This window comes from Franconibacter pulveris (assembly GCF_056780215.1).
In genome coordinates this window covers 204,339-220,586 of record NZ_CM165555.1, presented here as the reverse complement: position 1 = coordinate 220,586, position 16,248 = coordinate 204,339, and the positions used below count along the sequence as shown (strand labels likewise).

Sequence of the window (16,248 nt, the reverse complement as noted above, 5' to 3'; positions counted from 1 at the left end):
GAAGCCATAATGACGGAACAACAACATTCCTCCGACGTGGTTGAAGAGACCAGGGAGGCCGTGGAGACCACGCCACGACCGGAAAACGCAGAGAAGAAGGATCGTACCGGCAAAGCCGCTCTCGCCCTGAGCGCTATTGCTATCGCTATTGCGCTGGCGGCAGGCGCGGGTATGTGGGCATGGGGCAAACATCAGGCCTCGGCGCAAAGCGCCAGCACCGATACCCTTGCTACGCAACTCGCTTCGCTGCAAAACCAGCAGCAGACGCAGAACGCCGAGCTGCAAAATATCATCAAGCAGCAGGCAGGCGCGCTGGAAGAGGCGAAGAACCAGCAGGCGGCGATGGCGCGCCAGCTGGATGAGGTGCAGCAAAAGGTGGCGACCATTTCTGGCACCGAAGCGCAAACCTGGCTGCTGGCGCAAGCGGATTTTCTGGTGAAACTGGCGGGGCGTAAGCTCTGGAGCGATCAGGACGTCACCACGGCGGCTGCGCTGTTGAAAAGCGCGGATGCAAGCCTTGCGGACATGAACGATCCCAGCCTTATCAACGCTCGTCGCGCTATCACCACCGATATTGCCAGCCTTTCCGCGATAACTCAGGTCGATTACGACGGCATTATCCTCAAACTGAACCAGCTCTCTAATCAGGTGGATAACCTGCGCCTGGCGGATAATGACGACAACGACGCGCCGATGGACAGCGACGGCACCGAGCTTTCCAGCTCGCTCAGCGAGTGGCGGCAAAACCTGGTAAAAAGCTGGCAGAACTTCATGGACAGCTTTATTACTATTCGCCGCCGCGATGATACCGCCGTGCCGCTGCTGGCGCCCAATCAGGACATCTACCTGCGCGAAAACATTCGTTCGCGTCTGCTGATCGCCTCGCAGGCGGTGCCGCGCCACCAGGAAGAGACATACAAGCAGTCGCTGGATAACGTTTCCACCTGGGTGCGCGCTTACTACGATACTGAAGATGCGGGCACTAAAGCGTTCCTCGATACGCTGGATAACCTGAGCCAGCAAAACATCACCATGGAGGCGCCGGAATCGTTGCAAAGCCAGCCGATTCTGGAAAAGTTGATGCAGACTCGCGTACGTAATTTACTGGCGCAGCCTGCCGCTGACGCCGGCGCCGCGCAGCCAGCGCCGCAAGCCGCCGCGCCTGCCGCCACTCAGGGAGAACAATAATGCTTAAAGTGTTGTTGCTCTTTCTGCTGTTAATGGCAGGCATTGTGCTTGGCCCCATTATCGCGGGTCATCAGGGCTATGTGCTGATCCAGACGGACAACTGGAATATTGAAACCAGCGTCACGGGGCTTGTGATTATCCTTGTTCTCTCTCTGCTGGTGCTGTTTGCCGTTGAATGGCTGCTGCGCCGCCTTTTTCGCACCGGCGCCCGGACACGCGGCTGGTTTCTGGGTCGCAAGCGCAGTCGTGCCCGTAAACAGACCAAACAGGCGTTGCTGAAGCTGGCGGAAGGCGACTATCAGCAGGTTGAAAAGCTGATGGCAAAAAATGCCGATCACGCCGAGCAGCCGGTGGTGAACTACCTGCTGGCCGCCGAGGCCGCGCAGCAGCGCGGGGATGAAGCGCGAGCCAATCAGCATCTGGAGCGCGCCGCCGAGCTTGCCGATAACGATCAGGTGCCGGTGGAGATCACCCGCGTGCGTATCCAGCTGGCGCGCAACGAAAACCACGCCGCCCGTCATGGCATCGATCAACTGCTGGAGATCACGCCGCGACATCCGGAGGTGCTGCGCCTGGCTGAACAGGCCTACATTCGCACCGGAGCATGGGCTTCCCTGCTGGATATCATTCCTTCCATGCAAAAAGCGCAGGTGGGTGATGAAGCGCATCGCGAGGCGCTGTCTCAACAGGCCTGGATGGGGCTCATGGACAAGGCGCGCGCCGAGCAGGGCAGCGAGGGGCTGAAACAGTGGTGGCGCAACCAGAGCCGCAAAACGCGTCAACAGCCCGGATTACAGGTAGCGATGGCGGAACATTTAATTGAGTGTGACGACCATCAGACTGCGCAAGAGATAATCCTGGATGGGCTGAAACGCCAGTATGATGAACGCCTTGTCATGCTGATGCCGCGCCTGAAGGCGGGCAATCCGGAACAGCTGGAAAAAGTGCTGCGCCAGCAGATTAAAACGCATGGCGACCGCCCGCTGCTGTGGAGCACGCTCGGCCAGTTGCTAATGCAGCACGGCGAGTGGCAGGAGGCGAGCCTTGCTTTCCGCGCTGCGCTGAAGCAGCGCCCGGACGCGTTTGACTACGCCTGGCTTGCTGATGTGCTGGACAGGTTGCATAAACCGGAAGAAGCCGCCGCCATGCGCCGCGACGGACTGCTGCTGACGCTGCAGAACAACCCGCCGTCATAACCTTCCCCTGCGGGTGAACAGCCGTTCGCCCGCCGCCTTTCTTCCGCCCATAAAAAAACACCTGCCCAGGGGCAGGTGTTAAAACAGGTCTGTTTGACAACAAATTGTGGTGCTTCACTCAACGTTGTGTCCAGGATGTTTGATGAGGCCTGAGCGACATCTGTCTGTGGACGATAAGCACCGTAATGGCTCTGCGTCATTCCTGGGTTTATGAAGCCAGCGGCAAACATAAGGGATGGAATGAGCATCTACGCAGTTAATATAGCACAAGCCGTGCCAGTTCTTAATAAACGCTGAGAAGATATCGATTATTCTTTTTATATCAACGAGTTAAAATAACATCCCAGACACCTGTATTGTCGCGCGCCTGGCACCTTTAGCGGCTTACACCGTCTCTTTTTAACGACAGGTAAAATCAATACAAAACAAATAATAAGCAAAACATAGAGTTGAGTGTCGCTTTGTGGCGACAAGGCTCGCCGCAGGTGTCGTCAGCCTGTGACAGTAGAATGACAGTTGTAGAGAGAGTAAGGGGTATTACAGGGAAAAGAGAAAACAAAAAACCCCGCCGAAGCGGGGTTCAAAATTGGTCGGCGAGAGAGGATTCGAACCTCCGACCCACTGGTCCCAAACCAGTTGCGCTACCAAGCTGCGCTACTCGCCGAGGTACTGCTTTTTGAATTTTTAGTTCAATTAAGGAGTGGTGCGAGGGGGGGGACTTGAACCCCCACGTCCGTAAGGACACTAACACCTGAAGCTAGCGCGTCTACCAATTCCGCCACCTTCGCATGCCACAAAATAATGGGGTGGCTAATGGGACTCGAACCCACGACAACTGGAATCACAATCCAGGGCTCTACCAACTGAGCTATAGCCACCACTGTAAATCTTTTACTGCCTGTTCTACTCGCGTCGCTCAAGCGCCTTATTAAATGGCGCGCCCGACAGGATTCGAACCTGAGACCTCTGCCTCCGGAGGGCAGCGCTCTATCCAGCTGAGCTACGGGCGCGTAGCGCCGTTGCGGGTGGGGATACTACGGTCTTCGCGCCCTGCTGTCTAGTGCTTTTTTTAAGAAAATGCGCGTTTGGTTATGCTTTGCGCATCATGCTGCTTATATGTCCGCTTTTGGTCCTGACACGTGTCTGTTGAGTCCGAATACCTTATATACCAGCGAAACTAACGCCAAAAAGACCATTCCGACAAACAACGACATACGCGTATCTTCGTTAAAACCCATGCCGATAAGAACGCATGCCAGGAACGCCATCGTTAAGTAGTTCGCCCACGGGAAAAGCACGGAGCGGAACGGATGCGAAGCGATAGCCTGGCGGTGCACGTGGCGAAAACGCAACTGGCTAATAAGAATAACGAACCACGGCACCATACCCGGCAGCACGCTGGCGCTATAGACGTACACGAATACCCGCTGCGGGTTAGGAATGATGTAGTTCAGGCAGGAGCCGATCAACAGAATAACGATAGACAGCGTCACGCCTGCCACCGGCACGCCGCTTTTCGATACTTTCGCCATCCCCTGCGGCAGTTGACGGTTTTTCGCCAGCGCGTAAAGCATGCGTCCGCAGCTGTACATACCGCTATTGCAGCCGGAAAGCGCCGCCGTCAGCACCACAAAATTGATAATGCCCGCCGCCGCGGTAATGCCGATCTTCGCAAAAGTCAGCACGAAGGGACTGCCGTTGCTGCCGATTTCATCCCAGGGGAAAATCGTCACGATAACGAAAATCGCGCCTACGTAGAAAATCAAAATGCGCCAGAGCACTTTGCCTACCGCGCTGCGCAGCGTAACCTGCGGGTTTTTCGCCTCGCCTGCGGTAATACCGATAAGCTCAACGCCCTGGTAAGAAGCCACGACGATACACAGCGCGGTCAGGAAACCTTTCCAGCCGCCGGCAAAGAAGCCGCCATGCGCCGTGAGGTTAGAGAAGCCAGTCGCGTGGCCGCCATTGCCAAAGCCGAAGAAAATCACCCCCAGGCCGACGACAATCATCACGATAATGGTGGTGACTTTGATCATCGCAAACCAGAACTCGATTTCACCATACAGCCGAACGGCGGCAAGGTTCGCCAGCGCGACCAGCCCCACGGCCAGCAAGGCGGGCAGCCACTGCGGCAGTTCAGGGAACCAGTACTGAACATACACGCCGATGGCGGTGATTTCCGATATTCCCACCGCCATCCACATAAACCAGTAAGACCAGGCGGTGAGGTAGCCAAAGAAAGGGCTCATGTAGCGGTGCGCGTAAACTGCGAATGACCCCGCCACCGGCTCAAGGAATAACATCTCACCCATCGAGCGCATGATGAAAAAGACAAACAGCCCGGCGATGATATAGGCCAGCAGCACTGACGGGCCCGCCCATTTCAGGGTGCTTGCCGCGCCCATAAACAGGCCTACCCCAATCGTGCCGCCAAGCGCGATAAGTTCAATATGTCGAGCTTCCAGCCCACGCTGTAGCTCCGCTTTTTTCTCTGCCATAAATCCTCAGTTGTGTTTGCATCCGTTCCGGGTTGACCGGTTATTGTGATGTAGCCATCTCCGTTGCCGCCGCTGGCGACAGATTCATCAAACCGATAACGAATCATGAACGCCACGTGCGGGCGCATGTTTTAACAATTTTCAGGAAATGGCAAACGATGCTTCAGAAAAATGCGGATTCTGGATAATAAAGCAGCGGATTGCGAGGAAAACGCAGCGCGCGTCTGGCGCGCTGCGCAAATATTAAAGACGACCGGTGTAGTGCCAGCTAAGGTAGCGCAGCAGCCGAAGCTGGCGTTTAAGACGGCTTGGCTGGGAAAGCAGGCGATAAAGCCACTCCAAGCCCAGGTTCTGCCAGCCTTTCGGGGCGCGCTTTACGTGGCCTGTGAAAACATCATAGGTGCCGCCTACCCCCATATAAAGGGCGTCCGGATGCACAACCCGGCAGTCGCGCATAAAAATCTCCTGGCGCGGCGAGCCCATGGCGACAGTAACAATCTGCGCGCCGCTGTCGCGGATGCGCTCAAACAGCGCCTGGCGGGTCTCTGGCGTAAAATAGCCATCCTGGCTGCCGACAATGTTCACCTTCCAGAGCTGGCGCAGCTTTGTTTCAGTCTGCGCCAGCACTTCAGGCCTGCCGCCGACTAAGAAAACCGGCGTCCCCGCCTCGCCGGCGCGCGCCATTAACGCTTCCCAGAGGTCAGCCCCGGCCACACGAGAAACCTGCGCGTCGGGATATTTCTTACGCACCGAGCGCACCACGCTGATGCCATCGGCATATTTAAATTCCGCCGACTCAATAAGGTTGCGTACTTCCGCATCCGCCTCCAGCGCCAGCATTTTCTCCGCGTTAATCGCCACCAGCGTCCCCTTTTTCAGCGCGCCGTCAGCATAGAGATAGTCGAGGGCGTGCTGCATATCGCGCCACCCCAGCAGGGGCAAACCGCGCAGGGTATAAATGGGAGCAGAACTCTTTTCCGTCATAACATTCCTTAGTTAACGCTCAGGTTGGCGAAAGCGGCCCTGCGGAACGACGCAGTCGGCCATGAACCAGCCCGGCGCTCTCAAGCAGCCAGTAAAGCAGCTTTGCCATTAACAAACAGGCGGAGAAGACCACCAGGAAGAACACCACACGAGAAGCGAACGCGTCTAATCCTTCGCGCGCCAGTACTATCATGTTGAAGATGGCGCCGAAGCAAAAGCTATGGATGACGGCCGCCTTGTAGCGGTTCGCCTCGCGATTGCCGCGCTCGTAAAGCCAGTCAAACCATTTGATGATAAGCCCGACGGCTACGGCGCCAAGCGGAATAAACCAAACGCCGCCCATAACGACCAGCGAACCGATTAACGTGGGCGAAATGGCCAGGCCCGAATGGTTGTTGAGCACTTCCCAGGTAAAGTAATTAGCCGTGTTCAGGACAATATGCGGACGATCCGGCCAAAGCCAGGAAGGAATAAAGACATAGAAGTCCCGCACGATTGGGGCAAGGCCCTGAAAGTCGATATGGCTATAGTTTTGCAGCAACAGCGCGAAGTTTTCCCACGGCGAGAACGTGTCGCGAGTCAGATAGAGGAAGGTGTAAAACGCCTCGTCGCCGCTGACGTTCAGGCCATAGCGCTTTAGCGCCAGCCAGAACATGCCGACTATGCCAAACACGCCCGCCGCCGCCAGCATCCAGAGCGAAATCCAGCCCCGGATAATGCCGATGAAGAGAAAAATGGCGAAAGCGATAATGATATTGGCGCGCGTTCCGCCCACGATCATATAAGTCAACAGGCCAAAGGCGACGGTGCTGACGAGGAAAAAGAGCCACGCGCGGCTATCCTGGCGCAGGAAATAGACCACCAGCATGGCCGGAATGAAGAAATAGAAGAAGCGCTTAAGCGCCACGCCCGACACTTCGCTGGAGAAAATCTGGCTGTAGGACTGTAAACGAAACAGCAGAAAACCGTTGTGCAGGAAGAAAATGCCCACGCTGACCAACGCCACCGCCATCAGGATCACCCACATCAAATGGGTTTCCACCCGGTTCATGGTAAAGAGGCCGGGGCCTGTGGGCGTCTGGCCTCGTGGGCGCAGCCGGGTTTTATAGGTAACGTAGTAGACCCCGTAAAAGCATCCCGCCGCCAGCAGCGCCTGCAGCAAGATTTCCGGCGGCACCACCGCCACGTTAAAGCGAAACACCAGCAAACTGGTCAACGGGAAGCCGAAGAAAAAGGTCAGCAGAAAAAGCAGTGAAAAGAAAACGTTGAAGTTAAACCGCACGCGACGGAATTCAAACCAGGTCAACGTCCCAATAAACAGCGTGGCGAGGAGCCAGACGATAAACAGACCGCTGAATTGCAACACGCTCATGCCACTTCTCCTGAAGCGATACGCAGCGCCTGATGCCAGCCCGCGAGATAGTTAGGTTTAAAAAAGGCGATACGGGATTTATCTACCGCCTGTAACTGACGCTGAGCTTCACGCACCACCGCTTCATTAAGCATATCACCCGTGAAGAGCACTGGCAGATCCTGTTCCACCATATCCTGCCAGAAGGGGTTATCCCGGCTGAGCACGCAGGGAACGCCTGCCTGGATCAGCAAGCAGAGCGTACCGATACCCTGCTGGCGGGCAAAAATAAAATAGCCCAGGTCGCATTGACGCAGCAGCGCGAGGTAATCGTCGAACGCCATCTTATCGCGCAACACCTGCAAGTTTTCAGCGCTAAACAGCGCCCTGCCCGCCTGGCTTATTTCATCGATATACGCCTCGTTGTTTGCCGGGTATCCCATCGGGACAATAACGCGCACGGTATCGCCAAACTGCTGATGCACCGCTTTTAACGCTGCGGCATGTTCATTACTGCGATCGCCTGAGTTACCGACCAGCACCGTGAGTTTGCCGGCACGAACCGGCGGAGCGATACCGTTAAGAGCCGGGTCCATGCGCGTCGGGAAATAAAGCAGCTCGCCCGCTACATTCGGATGACGCTGCTGAAACCAGCTTAAATCGCCGCGCGTGGCGAACACCCGTCCGACGCGCCCCTGCGCCAGCCGGCGCAACCGATAAAAAAGGCGAAACTTCAGGCTGCGGGAGACTTCATAGAGATCGGCGCCCCAGATATGCCAGCTGACCTGTGAAGGCTTCAGCCCGCCGGTAAGCAACGCCATCCAAAGCGCGGCATTAAATTGCCCGTGAAAAAAGAATCGTTGCTGCCGGTCGGCGCGGGCCATGGCGACGACCGCTTTCGCCAGCGCTTTTTTAGTGGGAAACAGACGGACCCTGAGTGAAGGAAAAGCCTGCGCCAACTGCGCATCGGAGGAGACGACCATAAAGTCACGCGCCTGCGGATGCGCTGGCGCCAGCTCATCATTGAAAAATCGCAGTACCGTCTGGTTATGATGGGGAATATCGGACCCCAGAATATGCATCAATGCTGTCATGCCTGCCTGCGCCACAGTAAAAATACGCCACAACAGAGGGCGAAATAGACAATATAGGTAGCCATATAGGCCTGAGCCGCACCCGCTGCGCCGTGCGCCGGGATAAGCCAGTGTGAAAAGCCGGTTAATAAAGCAAACTGGCTAATCTCCGTCAAAATATAAAAACGCAGCGACGCTTTCGCGATGACCAGATAGCCAAATACGTAAGCGCCCACTTTCAACACGTCACCTACCAGTTGCCAGGCGAACAGGTCGCGCATGGCGGTAAATTTCGGCGAAAAAAGCAGCCAGATCGCCACATCCCGCAGCAACCAGACGGCAAGACTCGCGGCCGCCACCGCAGGCAACACGAATTTCAGCGATCGCACGATTTCGCGGGTAATCTCTTCTTTTGCCGTCAGGCGCGACAGCGTCGGCAGCAGATACACGCTAAAGGAAGCGGTGATGAACTGCAGATAGGCATCGGAAATACTGCTTACCCCTTGCCAGATCCCTACTGCTTCCCAGCCGTAATGGGACGCCAGCAGGTTGCGCATCATCACGTAGGCGACCGGCAGCGTCACAGAGGTGATAAGCGCCATCAGGGTAAATTTCCCCAGATGCGCCGCCAGCCCGCTATCCCAGCCGGGTTTCAGATAGCCCGCTGGCAGGTGGCTGCGCCGCTTGAGCATGAATGCGGCGGGGATGACCACCAGCGCAGGCACCAGCGCCAGGCCAAGCAGCGCGCCTTCATAGCCGCCGAAACGGAAGCTGGCGTAATAGGCGATAACGCCGATAAGGCTGCCGACGATCAGCGATAGCGCATTGCCAGCAGCGTCACGGAAGCCCTTAATAATCGCCAGACTCAGGTTCGCCCAGGCGATCCCCATCTGGACGAGCGCCACCAGCCGCACCACGTTCTGGTAGTTATCATGGCCGAACAGGCCGACGCTGATGGGCCGGGCGCCTGCTAAAAAGAGCACCGCAAGCAAGGTGGAAAAACCGAGCACCATCGCCGCGGCGGTGCGAGTGACTTTTTGTAGTTCCGCAGGTTCATCGCGATGCTGGGCGACCAGTTTAGTGACGCCATTAAAAATCCCGGCGCCAGCCAACACGCCCAGCACCGTTACCAGCTGGCGGAAGTTACCCGCCTGGCCAACGCCCGCCGGGCCAAAAGCCACCGCCAGCAATTTCACCACCAGTAAACCTGCGCCGATTTTTACCAGTGTGGACGCGGCGGTCCACACCGAAGCTTTAGCCAAAGACATTTCAGCCGAAGTAGCTCAGGAGAGAGGAGATAACCGTGCGCTGGTTCACAGGCGACAGGTTGTAGAAAAGCGGCAGGCGAACCAGGCGTTCGCTTTCCTGCGTGGTATAACGATCTTCACCCTGGAAGTAGCCAAACTTCTCCCCTGCAGGGCTGTTATGCAGAGGGATGTAATGGAATACCGCCAGGATCTCCGCTTCTTTCAGGTAAGCGATAAGCTGGCTGCGGTCTTCGATATCGCGCAGCTTAATATAAAACATATGCGCGTTATGGCTGCACTCCTGCGGCACCGAAGGCAGCTCAATACGCCCGGCTCTCGCCAGCGGAGCCAGCGCATCATGATAGGTTTGCCACAGCGTCAGACGCTGCTGGTTAATGCGGTCCGCCGCTTCGAGCTGCGCCCACAGATAAGCCGCCTGCAGGTCGGACATCAAATAGCTGGAGCCGATATCGCGCCAGGTATATTTATCCACCTGACCACGGAAGAACTGGCTGCGGTTGGTGCCTTTCTCGCGGATGACTTCCGCACGCTCCACTAACGCCGGGTCGTTGATAAGCGTCGCTCCGCCCTCGCCGCCTGCAGTGTAGTTTTTCGTCTCATGGAAGCTGAAGCAACCGACGTGACCGATGGTCCCCAGCGCGCGTCCTTTATAAGTGGACATCACCCCCTGCGCGGCGTCTTCCACCACATACAGGTTATGCTTCCTGGCGATAGCCATGATAGCGTCCATTTCACACGCCACCCCCGCGTAATGCACCGGCACGATGGCCCGGGTTTTTTCCGTGATAGCCGCTTCAATCAGGCTCTCGTCGATATTCATCGTATCCGGACGGATATCCACAAACACTATGGTCGCGCCACGCAGTACAAAAGCGTTGGCGGTGGAAACGAAGGTGTAGCTTGGCATGATCACTTCATCGCCCGGCTGAATGTCGAGCAAAATAGCGGCCATTTCCAGCGAGGCGGTGCAGGAAGGCGTCAACAGCACCTTTTTGCTGCCGAAGCGCTGTTCCAGCCACTGCTGGCAGCGACGGGTAAAGCCGCCATCGCCGCATAGCTTGCCGCTGCCCATCGCCGACTGCATGTAATCAATTTCCGTACCCACCACTGGCGGAGCATTAAATGGGATCATTTTTTCACCTGTAGAGCCAGTAAGCGGTGCTTTCCACGTTCGCACCGCTTTGAATATAGCGACGAAGCGCGGCGGTATTTCCAACCTGCGTTGCGACCCGCAGCGTGGAAAGCCCTCGCGTTGCGCACCAGTCTTGCGCCGCCTGCATTAATATCTCACCGATACCGCGCCCTGCCAGCAGACCAATGCGAGCCTCCTGTTCGTTTAACTGCCGTAGCGTAACAAAGCCACGCAACGAACCATCCGGCGCCTGCATTATCAAACAGGCGTGATCAAACGCCCCTTTTACGGCGTTTTCCACCCACTGCGCGTAGAACTGACCGCTCGCGTCCGTCGGATACCAGGGGGCGCGAAAGCGGCTTTGAGCAAAGGCGGAAGCGGCGGCGGCGCGCAGCGCCGGAACATCTTCTTCCTGAGCCAGCGACAATACCGTTGATGAAGACGCGGCGGCCACTGGCAAAACCAAATCCACTTCGCCCTCAACCAGCTGAAAACCGAGCTGTTGCAGCGCATCGAGTAAATCCGCGCGTTGCGCCGGAACTTTCGCCTGCACCCGCTGCCATGCATCCAGCTGTGAAATATCCACTACCGGCGCTTCATCGGCGAAACGCATAATCGCGCTACGCAGACCAAAAAAATGGCTTTCCCAGTCAAGTGGGGCCAGCGTCGCTTTTACAGTCATACTTTTCCTCGCTCGCTGCCGGGGAAATGCGCCGGCAAAAAGGCGCCTGACATTAGCGCCATACGCCTTTGGTATCTATCACCCACTGCTGGGTGATGGTCTCGCCCGCGATAGCCTTGAACTCTTTATGATCAACCAGCATCACCAGCACGTCCGCGCTGCGCAGCGCTTCTTCAAGCGCCACCAGCTGACATTTTCCGGAGAGCTTGTTCGGCAGCTGATGAATATTCGGTTCCACCACCAGCGTTTCACCGCTGTGCCAGTCGGCAATCAGCAGGGCTATCTCCATCGCCGGGCTTTCACGCAAGTCGTCAATGTTTGGCTTGAACGCCAGGCCAAAGCAGGCGATTTTCAGTTCAGAGGCGCGCTTGTTGGTTGCCGCGAGGCAGTCGGCGACACGTTCCTTCACCTGGTTAATAACCCAGTGCGGTTTGCTGTCGTTCACCTCGCGGGCCACGCGAATAAGCCGCGCCTGTTGTGGACTCTGCGCCACGATAAACCACGGGTCCACTGCGATGCAGTGCCCGCCGACGCCCGGGCCAGGTTGCAGAATATTGACGCGGGGATGACGGTTGGCGAGGCGGATAAGCTCCCAGACGTTGATGCCTTGCTCGGCGCAAATGAGCGAAAGCTCGTTAGCAAAAGCGATATTGACGTCGCGAAAGCTATTTTCGGTCAGCTTGCACATTTCCGCCGTGCGGGAGTTGGTCACCACACATTCGCCTTCAAGGAAAATTTTATAGAGTTCGCTGGCGCGCGCTGAACAGGCTGGCGTCATACCGCCTATCACACGGTCATTTTTAATCAGCTCGGCCATCACCTGCCCCGGCAGCACGCGCTCAGGACAATAGGCGATATTAACGTCCGCGCTTTCGCCCGCCTGCTGCGGAAAGGTCAGATCGCTGCGCAGCGCGGCAAGCCACTGCGCCATCTGCTCTGTCGCGCCGACTGGCGAGGTAGACTCCAGAATGACCAGCGTCCCCTTTTTTAATACCGGCGCGATGGATTGCGCCGCCGCCTGCACATAAGTCATATCAGGCTCATGTTCGCCTTTGAACGGCGTTGGCACGGCAATCAAAAAAGCATCCGCTTCTTCAGGACGGGTGCTGGCGCGTAGATAGCCCGCCTGCACCGCCGCTTTCACGACCTGATCTAATTCAGGTTCGACGATATGAATTTCACCGCGGTTGATGGTGTCAACGGCGTGCTGGTTGATATCAATACCAATGACCCGCTTTTGTCGTGAAGCAAAAGCCGCCGCAGTTGGCAAACCGATATATCCCAGACCAATCACCGAGATGGTATTAAAACTCATACTGATATCCGATTATTTTTCAGTGCGTGCAGAATCCGCTCACAGGCCTGCCCGTCGCCGTAAGGGTTATGAGCATGGCTCATGGCCAGATACTCATCCTCGTTGTGAAGTAGTTTTGTGACTTCGTGGACAATATGGTCGGCGTTAGTGCCGACCAAACGAACGGTTCCGGCTCTCACCGCTTCCGGTCGTTCTGTCGTATCGCGCATCACCAGGACCGGCTTGCCGAGCGACGGCGCCTCTTCCTGAATGCCGCCGGAGTCGGTCAGAATCAGCCAGGCGTGATTCATCAGCCAGACAAAGGGGAGATATTCTTGCGGTTCAATGAGCACCACGTTTTCTACATGGCCCAGGATACGCTTCACCGGCTCCAGAACGTTTGGATTCATATGCACCGGATAAACAATTTGCACATTCTGATTTCGCGCGGCGATTTCGGCCAGCGCCTTGCAGATTTGTTCAAACCCTTCGCCAAAGCTTTCTCGACGGTGCCCGGTTACCAGAATCAGTTTTTTATCGCTGTCTAAAAATGAATATTGCTTAGCCAGCGAGTCGCGCAAGTTATCATCCGACATCACCCGATCGCGTACGGAAATTAAAGCATCGACGACGGTATTGCCGGTAACAAAAATATGGTTTTCTGGTATACGTTCGTGCAGCAGATTTTGGCGGGCGTCTTGTGTCGGAGCAAAATGATACATGGCCAAATGGCCCGTCAGGGTGCGGTTTGCCTCTTCCGGCCACGGCGAATACAGATCCCCGGTACGTAAACCCGCTTCCACATGCCCCACCGGAATGCGCTGGTAAAAGGCCGCCATGCTCGCCGCCATTGTTGTCGTCGTGTCGCCATGCACCAGCACCACGTCAGGCCGGAAAGATTCCAGAATGGGCTTCATGCCTTCAAGGATACGGCAGGTAATTTCCGTAAGTCCCTGGCCCGGTTTCATAATATTTAAATCATAGTCTGGCACAATGGAAAACAGGTTCAGAACCTGATCCAGCATTTCACGATGCTGGGCGGTGACGCAGACTCTCGCCTCAAAAAAAGGATCTTTTGCCAGCGCGTGCACCAGCGGCGCCATCTTAATTGCTTCCGGACGCGTGCCAAAAACGGTTAATACTTTCACAACGTTTCTCTTAAGTTTACCGGTGGAGGCGAGACCGCCTCCACTTAAAGCGCCGTTGTTACTCTGGACGACGGCGAGCCAGTGCAACGCCTGCGCCAATCAACACACCCACAGTGCCCCACATAATCATCAGAAACGCGCGACGCGGGCTATCGCGCTTGACGGGTTCTTCCGGAGTGCGCAGGTAACGATAGGTTTGAAAACGGGGATCGAGGACGGGGCCAACATTGAGTGTCGCCAGCATAGCCCGGTTTTGATCGTAGTCGATATCATAGGTTGCTCCGACCGCCTGAAGATTTTCCAGTCTTGCCTGCAACAGCGGACGTCCCAGCATGAAAAGTTCAGAATCGGGCAATTCATCCGGCGGCACTTCCGTTTCGCTGCGAGCAATATTGTGCTGCTGCGCGACCCGCAACGCCTGCTCGACGCTGTGAACCTTACGGTCGTAAATCGCTTTCGCCACCGCTTCCTGGCGCTTAACCTGCGCTTTCATCTGTATTGTCCGCGCAGCCCAGGCGCCTTTCAGTTCATCATTAAGATGGCTGGCGGCCCGCTGGCTGGCGAAAGCGACATACTGGCGAAGCAGGTTGTTGGCATCCGGTCCGGTTTCCGCAGTCAGCCGAACATTGTCACTAAGATTGCGGGTGATATCCCCGGCGGTAAATTGAATATTGTCAATAAGCCCATCAAGCAGGGCGGCATCTGCTTTGCTGTTACCTATCTTGCGCTGCTTGTAATAGTCCGTCTGCAGCCAAAAATCCCGACGGGTATCCCACGAAGAGAGTTGCATAATGAACTCCTTGTAGGCGTCATCCATTACCGAAGGCTGAGCGACCGACGCATTGTCGGTTTTGATATCCAGGTTGCGCAGAAACTGCTGCTGCGAATAGAAGCCGCCCAGCATATTGACCGTCGGCCGGTCTGTAATCGCCGTCGCGCTCCACTCTTGTCTGGCGAAGAGGGTATAAACAAAGGCCGCAATTGCAAACAGCAGCGCAATACCAATAATCCACGCTTTTCCAGCCCAAAGCGTACGGAACAGGCCGCGGATATCCAGTTCGTTCTCGGCCACTCTACCTTGTGCCTCCGGCAATGGTTGTTTCATCGCTTCCCCGCTCTGTTTTATTGAATGGTGGGTTTGTTGTTACTCCGACGCATGCGGCGCTTAACTCGTTTAATAAAACGCGCCACTTTCCATGCCCGTTTAATACAGTAGCCATAAAGAAAAAAGGCCAGCAAAAAGAGCAGCAGCATTACCCATTCAGGAATGAAGTGTGCATATTCTGCCGCTACGCCAATACCAGCCAGCAGCGCGGCAGCGAGCGTAATCAAGACAAACGCCTGGCGGGAAGTAAAGCCTGCGCGCATGATCAAATGGTGGATATGCTGACGGTCCGGCGAGAAGGGGCTCATGCCCTTGCGCAGACGACGATACATAATGGCGACCATATCCATTAATGGAATAGCGATAATCCACAGAGCGGTAACCGGGCTGATTGGATGCGTTTTACCCTGGGTGGTTTCAAGCAGGATCCAGATAACGGTAAAGCCAATCAACGTACTGCCTGCATCGCCCATAAACACTTTATAGCGACGGCCCAGTACGCCCAGGTTAAGCAGGATGTAAGGCAGGATGGCGGCAATCATCGCAAAACACCACATCGCGAGACTTATCTGTCCATCAAACCAGAGAATGATGCCGATAGCGGCAAACGACACGCAGGAAAGGCCACCAAGCAATCCGTCAATGCCGTCCACCATATTAAAGGCGTTGATGGCGGCCCAGACAGCGAATAAAGTCAGGAAGTAGCCAAAAGGACCCAGCACCATCTCCCACGAGCCAAAAATATAGCCAAGACTGCTGAGGTAAAGACCGCCCACGACCATCATGACAATGCCGATAAGCGCCTGAATAGTCGCGCGAATTTTTACGCTGATATCAAACCGATCGTCCAGAGCCCCAACGAGGACAAGAATACCGGCGCAGGTAAGGTAGAGAGCTGCGTGGGGAATATAGTAATTTGCGATACCAAATGTAAAACAGATCCCTGCGTAGACAGAAATCCCGCCCACAAGTGGAATTAACCCCTGATGACGCTTACGAAAGTTAGGCTTATCGACCAAGCCGATGCGTTTAGCGACTTTTCGAGCGAAGAAAATAAAAACAAAGGTGAACAAAAAAATACTGAGCAGCTCAGTACCAGCGGTTACTAAATTCACAGTATGCGCTCTCTGCAAACGTTAAGTCCGGAGGAAGTATAACCGCGGAGGTTAAGCATCAAAAACATATACCACCACTCATCCCTGAACAGACTTTATTATTCATTAAGATAAACATAGCCCAGACTGACTAAGAACAGGCGCATAAATGCCCAAATGCATAACGTATCACGCCGAATATGCTCTCACGGCACGAACGAAAACGCCACGTCGT

The 16,248-nt window shown here is 55.7% G+C and carries 13 protein-coding genes and 4 tRNA genes; 2 read left to right on the top strand and 15 right to left on the bottom strand.

What is annotated here, in order from left to right:
* The first annotated feature begins 9 nt into the window (after window positions 1-9).
* Both hemX and hemY read left to right on the top strand, forming a co-directional pair.
* Window positions 10-1,188, top strand: a complete 1,179-nt coding sequence (gene hemX, locus ACU4F7_RS01125; protein ID WP_029590768.1) for a uroporphyrinogen-III C-methyltransferase — start codon at window positions 10-12, stop codon at window positions 1,186-1,188.
* Window positions 1,188-2,384 (top strand): protoheme IX biogenesis protein HemY, encoded by a 1,197-nt coding sequence (gene hemY, locus ACU4F7_RS01120; RefSeq protein WP_029590769.1) that lies wholly within the window; start codon window positions 1,188-1,190, stop codon window positions 2,382-2,384. Before hemX ends, hemY begins: the two co-directional genes overlap by 1 nt.
* Before the next feature lie 587 nt (window positions 2,385-2,971).
* Here hemY and ACU4F7_RS01115 read toward each other — a convergent pair.
* The 15 genes from ACU4F7_RS01115 to wecA form a co-directional block, all read right to left on the bottom strand.
* Window positions 2,972-3,048: transfer RNA gene (locus tag ACU4F7_RS01115), tRNA-Pro, on the bottom strand.
* A 37-nt stretch (window positions 3,049-3,085) separates the two neighbouring features.
* Window positions 3,086-3,172: transfer RNA gene (locus ACU4F7_RS01110), tRNA-Leu, on the bottom strand.
* A 14-nt stretch (window positions 3,173-3,186) separates the two neighbouring features.
* Window positions 3,187-3,262: transfer RNA gene (locus ACU4F7_RS01105), tRNA-His, on the bottom strand.
* Window positions 3,263-3,317: 55 nt separating this feature from the next.
* Window positions 3,318-3,394: transfer RNA gene (locus ACU4F7_RS01100), tRNA-Arg, on the bottom strand.
* A 102-nt stretch (window positions 3,395-3,496) separates the two neighbouring features.
* Window positions 3,497-4,882: a bifunctional threonine/serine APC transporter ThrP gene (gene thrP / locus ACU4F7_RS01095; protein ID WP_481637873.1), complete on the bottom strand. Its 1,386-nt coding sequence runs from the start codon at window positions 4,880-4,882 to the stop codon at window positions 3,497-3,499.
* Window positions 4,883-5,125: 243 nt separating this feature from the next.
* Entirely contained in the window at window positions 5,126-5,866 is a 741-nt protein-coding gene (gene wecG, locus ACU4F7_RS01090; protein ID WP_481637872.1) for a lipopolysaccharide N-acetylmannosaminouronosyltransferase, read from the bottom strand.
* Window positions 5,867-5,885: 19 nt separating this feature from the next.
* Window positions 5,886-7,238, bottom strand: a complete 1,353-nt coding sequence (gene wzyE, locus ACU4F7_RS01085) for an ECA oligosaccharide polymerase (RefSeq protein WP_481637871.1) — start codon at window positions 7,236-7,238, stop codon at window positions 5,886-5,888.
* Window positions 7,235-8,311, bottom strand: a complete 1,077-nt coding sequence (locus ACU4F7_RS01080; protein WP_029590774.1) for a TDP-N-acetylfucosamine:lipid II N-acetylfucosaminyltransferase — start codon at window positions 8,309-8,311, stop codon at window positions 7,235-7,237. Before ACU4F7_RS01080 ends, wzyE begins: the two co-directional genes overlap by 4 nt.
* On the bottom strand, window positions 8,308-9,558 hold the full coding sequence (gene wzxE / locus ACU4F7_RS01075) for a lipid III flippase WzxE (RefSeq protein WP_029590775.1): 1,251 nt from the start codon (window positions 9,556-9,558) through the stop codon (window positions 8,308-8,310). Before wzxE ends, ACU4F7_RS01080 begins: the two co-directional genes overlap by 4 nt.
* 1 nt (window position 9,559) lies before the next feature.
* Window positions 9,560-10,690 (bottom strand): dTDP-4-amino-4,6-dideoxygalactose transaminase, encoded by a 1,131-nt coding sequence (rffA, locus tag ACU4F7_RS01070; protein ID WP_029590776.1) that lies wholly within the window; start codon window positions 10,688-10,690, stop codon window positions 9,560-9,562.
* A 4-nt stretch (window positions 10,691-10,694) separates the two neighbouring features.
* Window positions 10,695-11,372: a dTDP-4-amino-4,6-dideoxy-D-galactose acyltransferase gene (rffC, locus tag ACU4F7_RS01065; protein ID WP_481637870.1), complete on the bottom strand. Its 678-nt coding sequence runs from the start codon at window positions 11,370-11,372 to the stop codon at window positions 10,695-10,697.
* Window positions 11,373-11,424: 52 nt separating this feature from the next.
* On the bottom strand, window positions 11,425-12,687 hold the full coding sequence (wecC, locus tag ACU4F7_RS01060; RefSeq protein ID WP_481637869.1) for a UDP-N-acetyl-D-mannosamine dehydrogenase: 1,263 nt from the start codon (window positions 12,685-12,687) through the stop codon (window positions 11,425-11,427).
* Entirely contained in the window at window positions 12,684-13,814 is a 1,131-nt protein-coding gene (gene wecB / locus ACU4F7_RS01055) for a non-hydrolyzing UDP-N-acetylglucosamine 2-epimerase (protein WP_029590779.1), read from the bottom strand. Before wecB ends, wecC begins: the two co-directional genes overlap by 4 nt.
* 58 nt (window positions 13,815-13,872) lie before the next feature.
* Window positions 13,873-14,919 (bottom strand): ECA polysaccharide chain length modulation protein, encoded by a 1,047-nt coding sequence (wzzE, locus tag ACU4F7_RS01050; RefSeq protein ID WP_029590780.1) that lies wholly within the window; start codon window positions 14,917-14,919, stop codon window positions 13,873-13,875.
* A 17-nt stretch (window positions 14,920-14,936) separates the two neighbouring features.
* Window positions 14,937-16,034 (bottom strand): UDP-N-acetylglucosamine--undecaprenyl-phosphate N-acetylglucosaminephosphotransferase, encoded by a 1,098-nt coding sequence (gene wecA / locus ACU4F7_RS01045; protein ID WP_051237778.1) that lies wholly within the window; start codon window positions 16,032-16,034, stop codon window positions 14,937-14,939.
* Between the last annotated feature and the right edge of the window lie 214 nt (window positions 16,035-16,248).